This is a genomic window from Streptomyces sp. NBC_00203 (assembly GCF_045206325.1).
In the GTDB taxonomy this organism is placed as follows: domain Bacteria; phylum Actinomycetota; class Actinomycetes; order Streptomycetales; family Streptomycetaceae; genus Streptomyces; species Streptomyces lutosisoli.
In genome coordinates this window covers 10422179-10440795 of record NZ_CP108126.1, presented here as the reverse complement: position 1 = coordinate 10440795, position 18617 = coordinate 10422179, and the positions used below count along the sequence as shown (strand labels likewise).

Genomic DNA, 18617 nt, shown 5'->3' with positions numbered 1-18617 from the left:
CATGACGGCTCGCCATCGGGCTCTCGGAAGCAGGAGAGCCCGGTCCCGGTCGATCACGCCCAGACGGCGCCACTGCCTTTCAACGATCCACAACCCATCATCTGAGGAATCACCCATGCTCAACGCCCTGTGGAACCCGACCGTCGTCGGAGAGATCCCCCTGCCCCACCGGCTCGCCATGGCCCCCCTGACCCGCAGCCGGGCCACCCCCGACGGCGTACCCACCGAGCTCAACGCCGAGTACTACGCCCAGCGCGCCTCGCACGCCCTCATCATCACCGAGGGCACCCAGCCCTCCGCCGACGGCCAGGGCTACCCGGTGACCCCGGGCATCTACACCGAGGAACACATCGCCGGCTGGCGCAAGGTCACCGACGCCGTACACAAGGCCGACGGGCGCATCGTCATCCAGCTGATGCACGCCGGGCGGATCTCGCACCCCGCCAACACCCCCCACCACCGGCAGCCGGTGGCTCCCTCCGCGATCAAGCCGACGGGCCTCACGTTCACCGGGTCCGGGCTCCAGGAGATGCCGGTGCCGCGCGAGCTGTCCACCGAGGAGGTCGCCGCGACGGTCCACGACTTCCGCCGCGCCGCCGCGGCCGCCATCGCTGCCGGTGCCGACGGCGTCGAGATCCACGGGGCCAACGGCTACCTGGTCAACCAGTTCCTCTTCCCCAGCACCAACCAGCGCACCGACCAGTACGGGGGCTCCCTCGACAACCGCATCCGTTTCGCGGTGGAGGTCGCCACGGCCGTGGCCGACGAGATCGGCGCCGGCCGCACCGGCTTCCGGATCTCCCCCGGCAACCCCTTCCAGATCAACGACCTCGCGGAGAGCGACCCCCACGAGCTCTACCCGCACCTCCTGCGCGCCCTCGCCCCCCTCAACCTCGCCTACCTGCACATCGGCCACGGCGGCGACGAGGAACTCCTGCACACCCTCCGCAAACTGTGGCCGACCACGCTGCTCCTCAACCGGGCCGGCACGGACATAGCCACCCGCGCCAAGGACATCGAGGACGGCGTGGCCGACGTCATCACCGTTGGCTCGATGGCACTCGCCAACCCCGACCTGGTCGAGCGCGTACGCGCCGACGCCCCGCTGAACACCCCCGACCCCGCCACCTTCTACGGCGGCGGCGCAGCCGGCTACACCGACTACCCCACCTACGCCGCCTGACGAAGACCCCGGCGCCCGAGGAAACCACCAGCTTCGGGCGCCCCGACACGGCTGCGGCGCACGACGGCCCGGCGACCCGAGGAGTCAAGGGCCGCCACCGACGTGCGCCGCGGCTGTCTCACCTCGTACCCCGGCGTTGTGAGCCGAGATCAAGGGAGTCCGGGATCACCTGCCAGAGATCGCCCTCCGCAGGTCAACAGGGAGGAGGCATGCAACTACTGGTGGCGTGGGCGAGCAGGCGGTCTGTCGCGTCGACCAACTGGGCCTGCGCCAGGGCGGTTTGACGGCCGCTGCTGGCAACCGTGCCGCTGGCGCGCACCGTGCCGTGTCCACGGTGATTCGCCGCAGGAACTTCACGGTCAGGTCGAGCGATGTGTACGCCATACCGTGCGGAAGGGTTGACTGGACAGCTCGCCCCACCTCCGGTCGCGAGCCCAGCACCCCGAGAATCGCGGGCCAGACCTGACGTCGCAGATGGCGATCAGCTCGAGGGGGACTCGACGAGCTCTTGGCGCGAGACCTCCCCTGCGGCCAGCCCGTGACTGGCCCACGGCAGAACGCGCTGCGGAATTTGTCCGCCGCTTATCACATTATGTACGTCAGACCATGGATTAGGCTTAGCTGCGAGGCAACGGCCTTACAGAGCGAGTGGAGGAAGCCTGTGGTGCGCTACGCCAAGGAGCACAAGCAGGTGACGCGGCAGCGGATCATCGAGAAGGCCGGCGAGCGGTTCAAGCAGGACGGCATCGACGGCTCCGGCATCTCCACGCTGATGTCCGATGCCGGGCTCACCAACGGAGCCTTCTACGCCCACTTCGAATCCAAGGACGACCTCGTCGCCAACGTCGTCGCCGACGAACTGCGCACGCAGGTGGCGAGGTACGGCACACTGCAGCCCGGCAGCCCGGGACTCGAAGACCTCGTTCGCGACTATCTGTCGCCCGAGCACCGGGACCACCCTGGCGTCGGATGCCCCTCCGCCGCCCTGCTCGACGAGATCGGGCGCTGCGGGGACGGGACCAAGCAGGCCTATACCGACGGTGCGAGGGCCATCGTGGAAGAGATCGCCGCCCGCCTGGCACCTGAGAATCCGCGGTCCGCTCGCGGTAAGGCCCTCGGGCTCTTCACGATGTTGGTGGGGACGTTGCAACTGTCCCGCGCACTCTCCGACCGTAAGTTCGCCGACGAGGTCCTTGAGCAGGGAATTGAGAACGCCCTCACATTCATGCGCTGAGGGGGGCGGCCAATCCGCGGCCGGGGGGCCGACCGCCTCTGCCGCGGAACCCCCGTCATCGTGGGCGGTGGCGGCCTGGACACCAGCTTGCTCATCGCGCACCGTCGCGAGCGCCGCCAGGCCGAACTGCCGACCAGGGGCCCAACCGCCCGCGCCACAAGGCGCCCGTTCACCCGTCGAGCGCGTCTTCGCGATTCCGAACAGGCGGCTCGAGCCGCTCGCCCAAAGGGCGTCACGGCTCTGAGGCAACGCCCTCGGCTCGAGCAACGACCACACTCCGGGTCTACTGCCGTTCGAGGAACTCGAGAGCCGTCTCCACGAACTGCCGGTGGAACTGGAAGATGCCGCCGTGGCCGGCGTCGGGGTAGATCACCAACTCGCCGTTCGGCACTCGCCGCGCCAGGTCGTGAGAGTTCTTCGACGGAACCATCCTGTCGCTCTCACCGTTCGCGACGAGCACAGGCTGGTGAATGACGGAGAGATCCTGGGGCTGCTCCAGCCCCCAACGGTGAATGGCCTTGAGCTGGGCACCGTACGACGTGAGGGAGATCGCCTTGTCCCGGTCCTGGGTGCGCTCCTTCAGACGGGCCAGGAACTCCTTGCCGGCCCGACGCCCGCCCGCGGTGCGGGTGAAGAAGAGGAACTGCTTCGGGTCCTGAAGGGTGAGCAGTCCTCGGACCGTGTCGAGGTGGGACAAGCGGGACACGTCCTTGATGCCCTCGCCGCCCGCAGGACCGGTACCCGTGAGGATCAGCTTGCGGACGAGGTCCGGTTCAGTCTGCGCGATCACTTGGGCGATCATGCCGCCCATCGAGAAGCCGTGGAGATCGACGTACTCGAACCCGAGCGCCCGGATGAAGATGACGGCATCCTTCGCCATCGCCTCGATGGTGCGCGGCGTCGAGCCGGTGGAAGCGCCGACGCCCCTGTTGTCGAACGTGATGACCCGGCGCCTGGCGGCGATGCCGTCGACGACCCGGGGGTCCCAGTTGTCGAGGACCGCGGCGAGGTGGGTGAGAAAGACCACCGGGACGCCGGACCGGGGACCGAGCTCGCGGTAGGCGAAGGTCACTCCCCCGGCGGCGACGGTGCGGGTCGGCGCGTTCTTGTACGACGTCACCACGTCGCCTCGTACTTCTTGTGCGTCATTCACGGTCATGCCCTTCGGCGTGGGGCTTCTGCGAGCGTGCGGCGGCCCCTTTTCCTGGAGGGGGAGGACGCAGAGCAGTTACCCGGGTCCATCGACTGCGGCTGCAGTCTGCGGGTCGACGGTCGAAGGCCGTGGGAGCGGGACCCATGTGCGGTCGAGCCCTTCAGCATCACGCCGACCATTAAAGTATGACCGTAATTCCATGAGGGTGCAAGACGGTGAGCTGAACGAGGCTGCCGTGGCATGGGCATGCATGTTGATGTGACGGTCGCCCTGAGGTCGCACTGCGGCGTGCTCCCTGATGCGGACCCAGGTGGGGCGGGCGGGCAGGTGGGGGCGACTCCGGCCTCTTTCGTCTGTTGGGGCTCGTTAAATTTGAATCTCCCCACCCGACGCTCGAAGGTTCCCCAGACTTGCTCACCTTCGTTCCTATCCGAGACGGACGTGGATATCGGTCAAGGGATGTAGGGCCACAGCCCCATGTGCTTTCCGATCTTGCTGACTAGCGTCGGCGGCTATGGAGAACAGAAGAATCGTTCACCGCTCGGTGGTCGAACGTAGGCGCGAGACTTTCGACCGCCTTGCCACAGAGCGGGATGCCTGGGTGGCGACAGCTCATCCCGATCACGGCCCCCACCAGGTCCCCTTGTGGTTCACATGGGACGGGAAAGCGGTCTGGGTGTGCACGAGCGCGACGTCCGCGACGGTGCGGAATGTACGCAAGGACCCGCGGGTGCGTCTGTCACTACCGGACACCTTCGATGTCGTGCTGCTCCAAGGGGCGGCAGAGTGCTTCACGGACCAGGACGTGCCGACGGCCGCAGCGGACGCATTCGCCGGCAAGTTCGGCTGGGACCCGCGCGTGGAGAACGGCCCTTTTGTGTATCTGCGCATAGCGCCGAAGGTGGTACATGCTTGGCGCGGAGAGCCGGAGTTGAGCGGCAGGGTCATCATGCGTGACGGTGCTTGGCTGGAGTAGTCGCTGCCCTGGACGGATGACCTGCCTGTATCGGGCCTCCCGCTTGGGGCCCGTGCCCCAAGCGGGGCAACTGGACTGTGACGATGCTGCGTTCGTTCATTGCGCAATCAACTGGGGACAATGAGCAGGCCTGGTGAATTTCGGAGATCCCCATCAGCCGTCGGCGATCGCCGACGGCGTCCATCTCCGTGCCGCAGCCGTCGAGGCCGCCCGATGAACCGCTACGAGACTGCGCGGCACGGGAGCCGACGCAGGCGAAGGCTGCGCCTGCGACCCTCCTGAGGGTCGCCGCATTCCTGAAGAACCAGGAGCCCGAGGACTACCGACCTGTCGGACGATGAAGAACGAGACCGTGGCGGCAGCCAACGCGCCGTGCCGAGCACAGGCCGGCGACGATGCGATGGATCACCGGCACGGCCGGCCGCCGGTTCAGGGAGACGGCTTCGACAGTTCGCCGCCATGGCGGACGCGGGCTGTGCAAGGCAGCCATGTTGAGCATGGGTCATCTACACGAGGCCACGTCGCCGGGTAGCACTGACTGCCGGCCGGGTCTCGTGGTGGTGACGTTCGGCAATCGTGCAGGCGCCGCCTCAGACGACTGTGAGGCGGCGCCTGCGGGACGAGCCACCGGCCACCACCCTGCATCGTTCGGGGTCGGTGGCACGGCCGGCGCGATCAGGCGGCGAGGAAGTCGGCCACCTGCTTGGTGAAGGCCTTGGCGTACTGGAAGAGGAAGGCGTGGCCGGCGCCCGTGTAGAGGACGAGGGTGGCGTTGTCGAGGTGCTGGACCGCGACGTAGGAGTTGTGGGCGGGGATCATCACATCGTGCAGGCCGTTGGCGTAGAGGACGGGATGCTTGATGGCCTCCAGTTCCGCCACCACCTGGTCAAAGGGGGCGGCCAGGAGAGAGGCCGCCGCGGTGAGCATGCCCTGTGCCGCCGTCTCGGAGACCGCCGGGCCGCCGCCCGCGAGCCGGGTCGAGACGTGGTCGAAGTGCTCGCGCCCGGCGGCGCGAGCCGGCTCCGTCTCGGGATAGAACAGGTACAGCATGTCTTCCAGGTCGGCGTCGGGCTTGGCCATGATGCCCAGGACCTTCTCACTGAAGGGCGGAGCATCGGGCACCCAGCCGGCCGGGCCGCTGCCCGCCACGACGAGCTTGCGCACCAGCTCAGGGCGTCGCAGGGCGACACGCTGGGCCACGATGCCACCCAGGGACCAGCCGAGCAGGTCGACCTGCGCGAGGCCGAGTGCGTCGATGAACTCGATGGCTCCCTCGGCGAAACCTTCGAGCGAGTCACGCGGCTCGCCGTCGGTGTAGCCGACGCCGACGTTGTCGAACACGATCACGTCATGGTCGGCGGCCAGGTAGTCCAGGAACTCCGGGTCCCACCAGTCGATGGTCCCGCGGAAGCGGTTCAGCAGGACCAGCGGGACGCCGCCCTGCGGACCCGTACGCCGGTAGGTGAACCGCGCGGAGGAACCCTCGACGGTGAGGTCCTCGGCCTTGTCTGCCAGATATGTACTCATCATGCCCTTCTCTTGTTGGCGGTTGTCCGCGACATCGCGCGGGCCTGCTCGCGCAGCGCACCGAAGACGTGCCGGGACTCCGGGAGTTGTCTGGCCCGGCACCCGACGCGCTGAGCCGGCGTTGTCGACCAGGCCGTCGGCCTGCTCGAATTGCTCAGTCACCCGCTCGACCACTTCGGCGACCTGAGCGTCACCGGTTACATCGAGCCCGAGGAAGATCAGCCGTCGCGACGAGTGACGCGGGGGCCTTCCGACTCGTTCCGGCCACCACGAAGGCCGCCTCGCCGAGCGCGAACGCGGTCGCCTTCCGAGGTGGCGAGGCAATTAAATTACGCTCGTAATGCTATGCAGGAAGAGCCATGGGCGCAAGTGAGCCCTTGCGGCAAAAGGGAGGCCCGCGGCGCGCCATGGAGATGAGTCCGGACCGATAGCGACACGACCCGCCACAGGAGTGGACGCGGGGCCGACCGGCGACAGCTCGCCATCAGTCGAGCAGCCGCCGACACCCCGCATTCATTACATTACGTTCACCATACAATACAGTGAAGGCGCCGGATGGAGGGCGAGCGGCCCTTCCGGCGAGTGAAGGAGCACGTGGTGCGATACAGAAATGAGCACAAGCAGGCGACCAGGCAACGGATCATCGAGACGGCCGGCCGCAGGTTCAAGCGGGACGGCATCGACGCCTCGGGCATCTCGACACTCATGAAGGACGCAGGCCTGACCAACGGCGCCTTCTATACCCACTTCGCATCCAAGGACGACCTCGTGGCCACCACGGTCGCCGACCAGTTGCAAGCACAGAACGCGAACATCGTCGCGCACGCGGCCCCCGGTCTCGCCGGGCTCGAACAGATCGTGCGCTGGTATCTGTCCGCCCAGCATCGCGACAGCCCTGGCGACGGCTGCCCCTCCGCCGCCCTGCTCGACGAGATAGGGCGCTGCACAGACTCGACCAGGCAGGCGTACACCGACGGCGTACTGATTGTCGCCGACGGTATCGCCGCCCGCCTGGCACCGGACGATCCGCACTCTGTCCGCACCAAGACACTCGGCGCCTACGCCTTGATGGCCGGAACGCTGCAGCTCTCCCGGGCGCTCGCCGACCAGCAACTCGCCGATGAACTTCTTACGCAGGGCATCCACAACGCTCTCGCAGTGCTGGGCGTCGAGCATGAGAACGTCAGGACCGCGAACTGACATATCCACAGGAACATTTGGGCGGCACATCGCTCGGCCCCACACCGCGTCAGCCCCTCGCCGCGGTGGCGAAAGCCTTCGCAAGGCCCTGAGGGCAACGACCGGGCCAGCCAGCCCTCGCCGATCAGCCCGCATCCACCGCCGGCGCGACACCCCCATGTGAGCGGAGGGCCCACTTGCGATCCATCGACCGGCCACTTAGCATTACGAATGCAATCCAATGGAGCTGGGCTCACGCGGACCGCACCGGTCTACGACGACATCCATGACGCAAGGCAGGGTCACCCCGACACACCCGCCGTGCGAGGCGGACATTGGGCACCACACTCAGCACGCCTCGCGCGCGGTCATCACCGAGGACTCCCAGCCCTCCGCCGCCAGCCAGGGCCCAGAGTCCGCCTCCCTTGAACACCCCGTGTGCAAGAAATTTCGCTTACCACCACAAAGCGGCGTCCACTGCCCGGAGAAGCCCGGGATGAACAGCACCGCCTGTCCGCTTGGCGGACGAGATACGGAGACGACGATGAGGGCCTTCTTGGTCGAGCGCTACGGCGACAAAGCCGGCGTGCGAGCCGGTGAGGTGCCGGACCCGGAGCCGGGCGCGGACGACGTGCTGGTCCGGATCCAGGCCGCGAGCATCAACCCGCTCGACCGCATGATCCGGGACGGGGAGATGAAAACGATCCTGCCGTACCGGGTTCCGTTCGCCCTGGGCAACGACCTGGCCGGAGTGGTGGTCGAGGTGGGCCCGGCCGTCACGCGGTTCGCAGTGGGCGACGAGGTGTACGCGCGACCCGACAAGGACCGGATCGGCACGTTCGCCGAACGCATCGCGGTGCACCAGGACGACGTGGCCATCAAGCCGACCACACTGACCATGGAGGAGGCCGCCTCCCTTCCCCTGGTCGCCCTGACCGCGTGGCAGGTGCTGGTCGAGCGGGCCCATGTTCAACCGGGCCAGAAGGTCCTCATCCATGCGGGCTCCGGCGGCCTGGGCACCATCGCCATCCAACTGGCGAAGCACCTGGGTGCGCACGTGGCGACCACCACGAGCACAGCCAACGTCGACCTGGTGAAGCGTCTGGGCGCGGACGTTGTCGTCGACTACAAGAAGCAGGCGTTCGAGACGGTCCTGCACGACTACGACGTCGTTCTGGACTCGCTCGGCGGCGAGACGCTCAAGAAGTCCCTGGACGTACTCAAGCCCGGCGGGAAGGTCATCAGCGTCGCGGGCCCTCCCGACGCCGCCTTCGGCAGGGAGCTGGGAGCGAATCCGATCATCCGGCTGGTGATGTCCGCGCTGAGTTTCCAGACGCGACGACGCGCCCGGCGCCGCAACATCACGTACTCCTTCCTTTTCATGAAGGCAAGCGGGGACCAGCTGCGCGAGCTCACCCCGCTCATCGACGCCGGCAGGATCCGACCCGTCGTCGACACCGTTTTCCCGTTCGAGTCGACCCGAGAAGCACTGGAGTACGTCGAAGCGGGGCGTGCGAAGGCCGGCAAGGTCGTCCTCAAGATGACGTGAGAGACCAGTCCTGCCCGGCGATCAAGGCATCCACGAGCCCCAGAACGTGACCGCCCCGGCAATGAGAAGTGCCCTCAAATCCGCTATCAGAAGGACCTGGACATGAGCGCACCGCGGAACTCCCCTTCCCACTCGGCGTCGTCGTACAACAACGTGGCAACCCGTTCCGTGCGCGTAAGGGGCGCGGACTTCGCCTATCGGGAACTCGGCCCCGAGCACGGCGTGCCACTGATTCTCCTGATTCACCTGGCCGGGGTTCTGGACAACTGGGATCCGCGCGTTGTCGACGGACTCGCCGCACGACGTCGGGTGATCGCCTTCGACAACCGTGGAGTGGGCGGATCGAGCGGCTCCACGCCGGACACGATCGAGGCGATGGCTCGCGATGCGGTGCTGTTCATCCGAGCTCTCGGGTTCGACCAGGTCGATCTGCTCGGCTTGTCGATGGGTGGTTTCCTTGCGCAGGTCATCGCGGAGGAGGAACCGGACCTGGTTCGCAAGGTCGTCCTCGCGGGCACCGGCCCCGCCGGAGGCCAGGGCATCGACAGGGTCCCGGCACTCACGATCCGGGCCACGTTGAAGGGCGCCCTGACACGTCAGGATCCGAAGCTGTCCCTCTTCTTCACCGACACCGCAGGCGGCCGACGGGCGGGACGCGCCTTCCTGAAACGGCTGAAGGAGCGCACGGACAACCGCGACAAAGACATCTCGCCGCCGTCGTTCCGCGCCCAGCTGAAGGCCATCAAACGGTGGGCCCGCCAGGCACCGTCAGATCTGTCAGGCATGCGCCAACCAGTCCTCGTGACAAACGGCGAGAACGACCGGATGGTGCCCAGTCAGAACACACTCGACCTGGCCGCACGTCTGCCCAAGAGCGAACTCGTCCCCCTCTACCCGGATGCCGGCCACGGGGCGATCTTCCAGTACCACGATGAATTCGTGACAACGGCGCTTGCGTTCCTCGAGTCCTGAGCCGGAGCGGATGGCATCGGGGAGGGCCTCACATCCGCTGCGCCAATGCCGTTGACCAGCAGCACGACGGGCGCTCCGATTGGTCAGGCACGCCTACCGCAGTCAATACGGGTGCGGACGCAGAGCAGTGGTGTGACCGTGAACGCCTTCCGTGCGGTTGTCGCGGGGCTGCATGGCAGGACGGGCTGGTAATTGGCAGACCAAAGCCTGAGACTGCCCGCTACGCGGCTCCGACGACCGCCACAACCAGATGATCTCCGGCTACGAAACCCTAACCAGAGCCACGTTCACCCGTACGCCGACACGAACGTGATCACGAGGTCCCGTGGCCAGCTTCTGGCCCTGGGACGGGATATCCGATCTGCGTCAGATCGTCATCGAGATCGGCAAGGCCGACATCCGGACTCAGCGCGGATACGACGCTCTGGGTGAGAGGCCGCAGCGCATAGACGTGACGAATGGCCTCGATGTCCACCGCGACCTCGTAGTTCTCCTCCGCGAACTGTTGATACGCCTCGGGACGGCCATCGGTCAGAACGTCGAACAGCCACTCCGCGCTGCCGTCGTCCGCCACCCTCGCCGACAGAGCCTCGATGGCCCCGGCCCTCCACCCGGAGTCTGCCTGTTCACGCCAGAAGCACACGGTTGCCCGCGGCGTCCCGTCCTGTTCGCTGAACGCAGGTTCCGCGACGTGGTGGAGAAATGCCTCCGGCACCCCGTCGAACAACCCAGGCCACGGAACTGGAGGCGTGACCCGATACGGGCTCATCGGCGACTCATGATCGAAGCCCCGGGCATACGCGCCCGCTGGCGAGAAGACGATCGAGTAATCATTACCGCACCCGTCACGCATCGAGGCCATCTCCTCGGTGGGCGACCACTGGGAGTCGAACGAGTAGAACCGGGACTCCCAGTCCGGGCTCATGATGGCGTCGAGGACGGCCATGGCGCGAGAGCGATCCCGCACGATCGATATCTCCGGCAGCTGACGGATGACTTCATAGACAGACACAGCCGTATCCAAGTCGATCCCACTGACAGCACCCACACCGCCCACACGACATCGTTGAACCACAGAAGCGTGAACCCTCAAGCGGGCCATATAAGGCCGGGCATCCTTCCGTCTCCTCCGCATCCGGATCCGGATCCTCACCCGACCATGAGGTTCACGAACTCCAAACAGGCAGAGCCGCGCTCGGGCAGACAACTGCCGGGAGCCGCATCCGGCCGGCGGCCCGATGCGGCTCCCCGAGGATGCCGGAGATCGCTCAGCTCACGCCCAGGGCGCCCAGGATCGCCGCGGAGACGTGATCGGCGGCGCCCTTGTGGCCCTTGGCGTTGGGCTTGAGCAGCCCGAGGCCCTCGACCTCCTCCTTGTCGGCCTGCACCATCGGGTAGCTGCCCGGGGCCGGCTGTACCGGCAGCAGGCGGGCATGGGCACCGGACCATTCCCCGGCGCTGCCCTGGCGCGGCTCCCGGCCTCGGTTCAGCGGGCGAGGAGGTCTCGAAGTGCCTTGGCAACGTCGGCAGGGGCTTCTTCAGCCATGAAGTGACCGCAGGTGACGGTGGTGTGCCGCAGATCCGGTGCCCAGGCCCTTCACAGGGCTGCCGCGTCGAAGCCGAGGGCAGCGCCCCAGTCCTGCTGGAGCCACGGTGACCGGCATCCGTAGACAGTTGCCGGCGTCCCGGTCGGCCTGGTCGTGGTCGACGTCGATGCGTTGGAGGCGGTGATGCCGTGCGGGGTTGTCCGGTGGCCAGGACGAGAGCCGGCTCAGACCCTTCCGGGCAGGTGTGACTCGTCCCTGTGTCGACTGCCGGGTCCCGGCTGCCGTCCGAGACGGATTGCGCGATCCGTCGGAGTGCCTGCGGACCGACCGCCGTGTACGTCCTGCCCCCACCTCAGAACACCCCGGTGGTCGCTTTCAGAGAGCGTCATCACCCAGGATGCGCCGAGGCCAAAGGGACTCAGCTTCACAGCGGGGGTGACACCACAGCCGGTGCGATCCAGGGATGGAACCGGGCTGGATCCGCCGGGAGCAGAACAAGGCAGACGGACTGTCCCGCCGATGGAATCCCCCTTGAAGAGCAGGCAGCTACTGGTGGCGTGGGTTGCAGGCGCGGTGGAAGCAGATCGGCGACCGCAAGCCGACCGACGCCGCGCAACCAGTCCCCCATGGGCGCCAAGGGCCTGCTACGGGATGCCCACCTGCTTGACCTTCGCGCCTCATGCCGTCGGCCTCCCCGACGAGAGCCCAGCCCTCAACTCGTCGCCGCCGACCGTGAGGTGGACGGGCACCCCCGCTTACCGACAAGAGCTGGCCACCTCCAGCGCCGCCGCCCGAGGGCCGTCACGGGACTATACATTTCATATAGCGCTTTGCTAATGTCCCGCTCCATGACGAAGGCGTCGCCGGATGGTCAACGTGCGCTCACAACGGGCACAACGCGCAGTGCGGGCATCGCAATGACGGGCGTGACGCCCGGTCGCGGCGCGCCCGCCAGTCAGCCCGAGAAGGCAGTCGGGGCCGCCCCAATCGCCTTCGGACGCATCAACACCGCGGTCACCCACGTCAAAACGGCGGACCGCAATCCGGTCGCCGCGGAATCAGCGAATACACACGGACGAACGGTTGAGCGAATCATCGGCGAGCCTGTCCGGACCGGGCACGCAGTGCTCCCTGAGCTGGGACTGTCGGGCGTCTTATGAACAACGGCCAATCCTGACCGATGCGCCGCTGTGCCAGGAGATGCGTAGCCAGATGCAGCGACAAGGCCGACGTTTCGCGTCGACCTGAGGTGGCTGTACATCTCCAAGCCTCGTCGTGAGTGCGTTTGAGACATGGATCCTGGCTCGTCGCCTCCGCCTCGAGTCGAGCATGCCGGCATGGGAACGCGAAGTCCCGTCGCTCGGCCCCGAATTCGGACTCGCCGCAACCAACGTGAACCTGGGACGCGGACGAACCATCCCCGTGACTGAAGGCAAGGCATCCGCATGACCAAATATGAACTCGACGGCAAGGTTGTGCTCATCACCGGCGGCACTGGCGGGCTCGGCAGCGCGACGGCTCGGGCACTCGTCGCCCGCGGCGCGCGCGTCGGCATCGTGGATCTGGATCCACAGACGCCGGAGATCACGGCACGCATCTCACCGTCCGGCGTGGTCGGCATCACGGCGGACGTCTGCGACCGCGACGCACTTCATGATGCCGTCGCCCTGCTGTGTGAGCGGTTCGGCCGGGTCGACGTCGCGATCGCGAACGCAGGCATCATGGGACGTGGAGCCACACTCCGCGCTATGCCCGCACCCGCGATCGACAAGGTGCTGGCCGTGAACGTCAACGGTGTCATCAACACCGTGAACGCGGCAATGGAGCAGATCGTCGCCAACCAGGGGCAGATCGTACTGATCAGTTCGGTATTCGCCTTCCTCAACGGTGCAGGGGCGATTCCCTACGCGATGAGCAAGTCCGCAGTCGAGCAGCTCGGACGCGGCCTGCGAGTGGAACTCGCCCAGCACGGCGCTTCCGCCACCACCGCCTACTTCTCGCTCATCCAGACGGACATGATCAAACACGGTGTCGACGAGGATCCGACCATCGCCGAGATTCTGTCGAGGACCTCCCCGCGACCACTGCTCAAGCGCATCGAGCCGGACGAGGCTGCCCAAGCCATCGTCAATGCCATTGAGCACCGTTCGCCCCGCGTGATCCGGCCGGCCCGCTGGACACCGCTGTCCGTCCTCCGAGGGGTGATCAACCCGGCGATCGACGCGCGCATGGCAGGTGATCGCAAGTTGCGCGCGCTTCTCCACAAGCTCGAGGCACGGTGAGCCGGGCCGCTGGCGATACAGCCCTCAGCACGGACCCGCGCACCGCGCGAGATCCGCGAACCAAGAGTTCGGAGGCAACCATGTCTGATCTGCCTTTGGCCTCGGCCACCAGTCAGCTCAAGGCTCTTCGCCCAGGAGAGATGACGAGCCCCAAGTTGCTGGAGGTCTACCTGCAGCGCATCGAGGTCCACGACGCGACCTTGAACGCGATCGTGACACTCGATCCCGCTCGCGCCCGGGAGGAAGTCGACGCGGCGGACGCCGCTCGCGCCCGGGGAGAAGACCGCGGAGTTCTCGACGGCCTGCCGACCACCGCCAAGGACAGCTACAAGACCGCGGGCATGCGAACGATGTGCGGCCGCAAGGACCTGGCGGACAACGCACCGCCGCAGAACGCCGAGGCGGTCAGCCGCCTGCGCCGGTCGGGCGCCATCATCATCGGCAAGTTGAACATGCCCCCGGGCAACCACGTGACGGCTCGTGACGGCTCATGACGGCTCATGACGGCGGATTCTCCTACACGCTCACCCCGCCACGGGCGCGCCGCCTCTCCGACTTCCGGGTCGCGGTCTGGTACGACGATCCGTCGTGCCCGATCGACATCGACGTCAGTGGCGCGATCCAGGATGTCGTCTCGGTCCTGCGCGCCGGCGGTGCCAAGGTGACGATCCCGCCGACCTCACTCCCCGTCGACATCGCCACCTCGCACCGGATGTTCGAACGCTCGTCAACGGCGCGTTCGGGGTCGACCGCACCGGAATCACACCGAGGTTCGCGGCTGGACTGGTCGCCCCCATGCTCCAGCATCCGCGCGGGGACGCCCTTGCGGCGCTCCGGGGGAGCTTCCAGTCGCACTACTCCTGGCTCAGGGCGGACGCGGCTCGTTATGAGATCAGGCAACGGTGGCAGGAGTTCTACGACGAGTTCGATGTCGTTCTGATGCCGGTGACGCCGACTGCGGCGCCACCGCATCACGGCAGCGCATCGACCGGTTCGGGCGTCACATCGACGTGGACGGATCCAAGCGGTCGTATTGGGACCAGCCCAGGGGGAACGCGATCGCCAACATCGCCGGAACTCCGGCCACGCCCCCCCAACGCCGCCGGGCTGCCGGTCGGCGTCCAGGCCATGGGCCCCGCCGGGGGCGACCTTACAACCGTCGAGTTCGCCGCGCTGGTCGGCGCCGAACTCGATGGGTACCAACGGCCACCCGCGTTCGCGAAGTAACGGCGGGCGCGGACATCCTGCTCGCAAGCATCAGATCCGACCCGCGATGGTGCAATTCGACAAGCACCGGGGCCTGGCAGCGAACTGAGGTGGTGCGCGGACAACGCGGACAAAACCTCGCCAGGGCAAGCCAGTAGGGTGGAACACATGGGAGCGATACGCAGGTACGGGCAGGCGTGTCCACTCGCCACGGCGATGGATGTGCTCGGCGAGCGGTGGACTGTACTCATCCTCCGCGAACTCCTGCTGGGCCCGAAGCGGTTCACCGAGATCCTCGGCCGCATGCCGTCGATCGGGCCGAACCGGCTCACCGACCGGCTTCGAACCCTCCACACGACCGGCGTCGTCTCCAAGGCCGAGCCGACGTCGGAGTACGCCCTGACCGAGTTCGGCGAAGGGCTGCGAACCCCGATCATCGGACTCGGACTGTGGGGCCTGGGCCTCATGAGCGACGGCTTCGACACGTCGACCGCTCGTCCGGACATGGTGGCGCTGTGCATGACAGCAGCGGTGGATCCCGCTCGACTGGCCGCCCTCGCTCTTGAGTGCGACGTCGATGCCGGCGAACGGTTCTCCTTGACTGTCGCCGACGGAGCCCTCCAGGTCCGGTCCGGACCGTCACCCGCGCCGTCCCCCTCTACGATCGCCTGCGACGCGGGAACGTTCATCGCCCTGTCCCTCGGGAGTGAGACGCCGTCCGCCGCCGTCACCTCCGGCCGCCTCGCGACAGGCGGCGACATCGCGGCGGTCAGTCGTCTCTTCGAGACCTTCGCCGACACAGCCCGACGGCATTCCGCAGTTCAGTCGGCATCAATGCCGATCTGATCTCGCACGCTGCCTCGCCGGAGGACCGGGTGGGGCCTCACGCCCCGCGCTTGCGACGGAAGGACGCCCTGCCGTTTCGCCGCACCATCGAGACGGTGGTGGCGAGACGCCCGCGGCGCAGGTCGGGTTCAAGGCCCGCGCCCAGTCGATGCAACTGATCGGTGTGCCAGCTGAGGTCGAGCACACCGTCGAGCGCCTTGACGTCGGCGACCTTGCCGATCACACGGCGCATCCCGACGCGCACCTGGTGTGCGACGACCGCCTCGGCGCGACCCCCGAGGATCACGTCCGCGGCATCAGGCGTCGTGGCGGTGGGCCGGCCCATACCAACAACGTCGCACTCGCCCGTGGCGACGGCGTCCTCCATCGCGCCACGGGAGCGGAAGCCACCCGTGACCGCCAGCGGGATGTCGCCCACCAGACCGCGCACCGTGCGGGCGTACTCCAGGAAATACGCTTCACGGGCGCGCGTCGACGCCGCGGCGGTGCCCATCATCGCCGGCGACTCGTAGCTGCCGCCGCTGACCTCGATCAGGTCGAGTCCTTCCTGCGCCAGAGCCGCGACGACCGAGCGGGACTCCTCCTCGGTGAATCCACCGCGCTGGAAGTCGGCCGAGTTGAGCTTGACGGCGACGGCGAAGCCGGGTGAAACCCGTGATCGTATGCGGCGCACGACCTCGAGGACGAAACGCATCCGGCGCTCGGGGTCGCCGCCCCATTCGTCGTCCCGCCGGTTCGACAGCGGGGAGAGGAACTGGTTGACCAGGTATCCGTGAGCTCCGTGTACCTGCACCCCGGCGAAGCCGGCCCTCTCGCACACCGCCGCCGCGGTCGCGAACCGCTCGATGATGTCCTCGATCTCCGCAGACGTCAGCTCGCGGGGTTTGGCGGCACCAGGCAGGTTGAGCGTGATCGGGCTGGGCGCGACCGGTGTGTGCCCGAGCGCGAGCATGTTGGCCTGACGGCCGGGATGGTTGAGCTGCACCCAGGTCGGGATGCCGGCGTCCTTGGTCGTCGCGGCCCATCGGGTCAACGCGGCGAGGTCGCGGTCGTCCTCGATGACGACGTTGCCCAGCTCGCCGAGCTGGGTGCGGTCGACCATGACATTGCCGGTGATGATCAGTCCGTACCCGCCCCTGCTCCAGGTCCGATAGAGCTGTTCGAGGCGATGGTCCGGGGCGTTGCCCTTGTCAGCGAGCGCTTCACTCAGTGCGGATTTCATGATCCGGTTCGGTAGCACCTGGCCGTTGGGCAGGGTCAGGTGGTCGTGCAGGGAGGTCATGAGCGGATTTCCTTCGGTCGGGGATGGGGGCGTGGGCATGGGTGAGGGGCGACGCGGGATGTCGATCCTGGCCCCGGCGTTCCTGGGCGACGTCCGGTCAGGCGAGTTCACGCTTGAGGATCTTGCCGGTGGACGTCGTGGGCAGTGCGTCGACGAACTGGACGGTGCGCGGGTACTTGTACGCGGCGAGCCGTTCCTTCGCCCAGGCGGCGAGCTCGTCCTCGGTGGTGCCGCTCCCGGCCTTCTTCACCACGACGGCCTTGATCTCCTCGCCGTGGGAGTCGTGCGGTACGCCGATGACGGCGACGAGCGAGACCGCGGGGTGCTCCATGAGCACCTCCTCGAGCTCGCGCGGGTAGACGTTGAAACCGCCGCGGATGATCATGTCCTTGGACCGGTCGACGATGTAGTAGAAGCCGTCCTCGTCCTTGCGGGCGAGATCGCCGGAGCGGAACCAGCCGTCCTTGATCGCCTCGGCCGTCGCCGTGGGCTTCTTGTAGTAGCCCTTCATGACGTTGTGGCCCTTGATCGCGATCTCCCCGATCTCGTCGGGGCCGCACTTGACCTCGGACCAGTCGTCGTGGATGAGCTTCATCTCCACGCCCGGGATGGGCACCCCGATCGACCCGACGCGGGGTTCCTCGCCGAACCGGGAGAAGGACGCGATCGGCGAGGTCTCGGACAGTCCGTATCCCTCCAGGATCGTGACCCCGAACCGCTCCTCGAACTGCTTGTGGATCTCGGCGGGCAGTGCCGAACCACCGGCCACCGCCACGCGGAGGTTCGTGGCCAGGCGGGCGACGTCGACCGTCTCGTCGAGTGCCGCGAGAAGACCCCAGTACATCGTCGGGACCCCGGCGAAGAACGTGACGTCGTGGGCGAGCATGAGACGCAGAGTGGCCTGTGCCTCGAACCGCGGCTGCATCACGATCGTGCCGCCGAAGGCGAAGGCGCCGTTCTGGATGACGGTCTGGCCGAAGGCATGGAACAGCGGCAGCACACACAGGTAGATGTCGGGGCGCTCCGGATCGGAGGCGAACAGGTCCGTGCCGGCGAGCGCGTTGTCGTACACGTTGCGGTGACGCAACTCCGCGCCCTTGGGATGGCCGGTCGTGCCGGACGTGTACAGGACCACCGCTGTGTCGTCTTCGTCGCGTTCGACCGTCCGGAACGTCACGGGCTGCTCGGCCACGACCGAGGTGTAGGACTCCGGCGTCCCGCCCCCGGACCACGGCGCGCCGCCGCTCTCTATCAGGAAGAACTCGGTGCAGCCCGCGCTCGCCCGGAACCCCTCCCACGCGGCCCGCCCGATGGGCAGGTCCGGCATGCCCTCGAAGGCGAAGTACGCCTTCGCGTCGGAGTCGGTGAGGTGGTAGGCGACCTCGCGGGCCTTCAGCAGCACGTTCAGCGGCACGACCGCGGCCCCGGCCTTGAGGATGCCGAAGTAGATGCTGGAGAAGTGGGGCAGGTTGGGGCAGGACAGGGCGACCTTGTCCCCCGGCCGGATCCCGCGCGAGACGAGCAGGTTCGCGACCCGGTTGGCAGCGGCGTCGAGGGCGCCGTACGTGATGCGGTCGTCGCCGAAGACGATCGCGGTGCGCTCCGGGTAGAGGAACGCGGCATCCGTCAGCAGTCGTGACACGTTGCGGCTCGGGCTGAGCATCATTGCTCTCCTGGTCCT

Annotated in this window: 17 protein-coding genes and 2 pseudogenes; 10 read left to right on the top strand and 9 right to left on the bottom strand. The window is 67.4% G+C overall.

Features of this window, described 5'->3' with window-relative positions:
* Positions 1-115 precede the first annotated feature (115 nt).
* Positions 116-1183: an alkene reductase gene (locus tag OG975_RS46345; protein WP_406335802.1), complete on the top strand. Its 1068-nt coding sequence runs from the start codon at positions 116-118 to the stop codon at positions 1181-1183.
* Between the two features lie 193 nt (positions 1184-1376).
* On the opposite strand, the pseudogene OG975_RS46340 reads toward OG975_RS46345, so the two are convergent.
* A pseudogene (locus tag OG975_RS46340) lies at positions 1377-1600 on the bottom strand (PaaI family thioesterase); the annotation flags it as partial.
* Between the two features lie 244 nt (positions 1601-1844).
* On the opposite strand from OG975_RS46340, the gene OG975_RS46335 reads away from it, so the two are divergent.
* A complete protein-coding gene (locus OG975_RS46335; RefSeq protein WP_406335800.1) occupies positions 1845-2417 on the top strand; it encodes a TetR/AcrR family transcriptional regulator in 573 nt (190 codons plus the stop codon).
* Between the two features lie 283 nt (positions 2418-2700).
* Here OG975_RS46335 and OG975_RS46330 read toward each other — a convergent pair whose 3' ends face one another.
* Complete coding sequence (locus tag OG975_RS46330; RefSeq protein WP_406335799.1) at positions 2701-3576, bottom strand: alpha/beta fold hydrolase; 876 nt, start codon at positions 3574-3576, stop codon at positions 2701-2703.
* Between the two features lie 508 nt (positions 3577-4084).
* Between OG975_RS46330 and OG975_RS46325 the strand changes: the two genes are divergently transcribed.
* Positions 4085-4546: a pyridoxamine 5'-phosphate oxidase family protein gene (locus OG975_RS46325; RefSeq protein ID WP_406335797.1), complete on the top strand. Its 462-nt coding sequence runs from the start codon at positions 4085-4087 to the stop codon at positions 4544-4546.
* A gap of 675 nt (positions 4547-5221) precedes the next feature.
* On the opposite strand, the gene OG975_RS46320 is transcribed toward OG975_RS46325, so the two are convergent.
* Positions 5222-6073, bottom strand: coding sequence for an alpha/beta fold hydrolase (locus OG975_RS46320; protein ID WP_406335796.1), 852 nt, complete (start codon positions 6071-6073; stop codon positions 5222-5224).
* Positions 6074-6667: 594 nt separating this feature from the next.
* On the opposite strand from OG975_RS46320, the gene OG975_RS46315 reads away from it, so the two are divergent.
* The 3 genes from OG975_RS46315 to OG975_RS46305 all read left to right on the top strand — a co-directional run bounded on the left by OG975_RS46315 (position 6668) and on the right by OG975_RS46305 (position 9773).
* Entirely contained in the window at positions 6668-7273 is a 606-nt protein-coding gene (locus tag OG975_RS46315; protein WP_406335795.1) for a TetR/AcrR family transcriptional regulator, read from the top strand.
* Between the two features lie 523 nt (positions 7274-7796).
* The gene (locus OG975_RS46310) at positions 7797-8801 is read left to right on the top strand and encodes an NADP-dependent oxidoreductase (protein WP_406335794.1); all 1005 of its coding nucleotides are present in this window, start codon (positions 7797-7799) and stop codon (positions 8799-8801) included.
* A gap of 102 nt (positions 8802-8903) precedes the next feature.
* Positions 8904-9773, top strand: coding sequence for an alpha/beta fold hydrolase (locus OG975_RS46305; RefSeq protein WP_406335792.1), 870 nt, complete (start codon positions 8904-8906; stop codon positions 9771-9773).
* Positions 9774-10086: 313 nt separating this feature from the next.
* On the opposite strand, the gene OG975_RS46300 is transcribed toward OG975_RS46305, so the two are convergent.
* From OG975_RS46300 to OG975_RS46290, 3 genes and pseudogenes are all read right to left on the bottom strand, one after another.
* Positions 10087-10785 carry a hypothetical protein gene (locus OG975_RS46300; protein WP_406335791.1) on the bottom strand — a complete coding sequence of 233 codons (699 nt, stop codon included), beginning with the start codon at positions 10783-10785 and terminating at the stop codon, positions 10087-10089.
* Positions 10786-11041: 256 nt separating this feature from the next.
* On the bottom strand, positions 11042-11164 hold the full coding sequence (locus OG975_RS46295) for a hypothetical protein (protein ID WP_406335789.1): 123 nt from the start codon (positions 11162-11164) through the stop codon (positions 11042-11044).
* 95 nt (positions 11165-11259) lie between these two features.
* A pseudogene (locus tag OG975_RS46290) lies at positions 11260-11488 on the bottom strand (alpha/beta fold hydrolase); the annotation flags it as partial.
* A gap of 1277 nt (positions 11489-12765) precedes the next feature.
* Here OG975_RS46290 and OG975_RS46285 point away from each other — a divergent pair.
* Positions 12766-13602 (top strand): SDR family NAD(P)-dependent oxidoreductase, encoded by an 837-nt coding sequence (locus tag OG975_RS46285; protein WP_406335788.1) that lies wholly within the window; start codon positions 12766-12768, stop codon positions 13600-13602.
* Positions 13603-13742: 140 nt separating this feature from the next.
* On the top strand, positions 13743-14096 hold the full coding sequence (locus tag OG975_RS46280; protein ID WP_406335787.1) for an amidase family protein: 354 nt from the start codon (positions 13743-13745) through the stop codon (positions 14094-14096).
* Positions 14097-14118: 22 nt separating this feature from the next.
* Here OG975_RS46280 and OG975_RS46275 read toward each other — a convergent pair whose 3' ends face one another.
* Positions 14119-14457, bottom strand: coding sequence for a hypothetical protein (locus OG975_RS46275; protein ID WP_406336806.1), 339 nt, complete (start codon positions 14455-14457; stop codon positions 14119-14121).
* On the opposite strand from OG975_RS46275, the gene OG975_RS46270 reads away from it, so the two are divergent.
* Entirely contained in the window at positions 14398-14829 is a 432-nt protein-coding gene (locus OG975_RS46270) for an amidase family protein (protein WP_406335786.1), read from the top strand. The two genes, OG975_RS46275 and OG975_RS46270, sit on opposite strands and share 60 nt — an antisense overlap.
* A 147-nt stretch (positions 14830-14976) precedes the next feature.
* On the top strand, positions 14977-15654 hold the full coding sequence (locus OG975_RS46265) for a winged helix-turn-helix transcriptional regulator (RefSeq protein ID WP_406335784.1): 678 nt from the start codon (positions 14977-14979) through the stop codon (positions 15652-15654).
* A 37-nt stretch (positions 15655-15691) separates the two neighbouring features.
* Here the strand turns inward: OG975_RS46265 and OG975_RS46260 are convergent, their stop codons facing one another.
* Both OG975_RS46260 and OG975_RS46255 read right to left on the bottom strand, forming a co-directional pair.
* Entirely contained in the window at positions 15692-16936 is a 1245-nt protein-coding gene (locus OG975_RS46260) for an NADH:flavin oxidoreductase/NADH oxidase family protein (protein ID WP_406335783.1), read from the bottom strand.
* A 97-nt stretch (positions 16937-17033) separates the two neighbouring features.
* Positions 17034-18599, bottom strand: coding sequence for a long-chain-fatty-acid--CoA ligase (locus OG975_RS46255; protein ID WP_406335782.1), 1566 nt, complete (start codon positions 18597-18599; stop codon positions 17034-17036).
* Between the last annotated feature and the right edge of the window lie 18 nt (positions 18600-18617).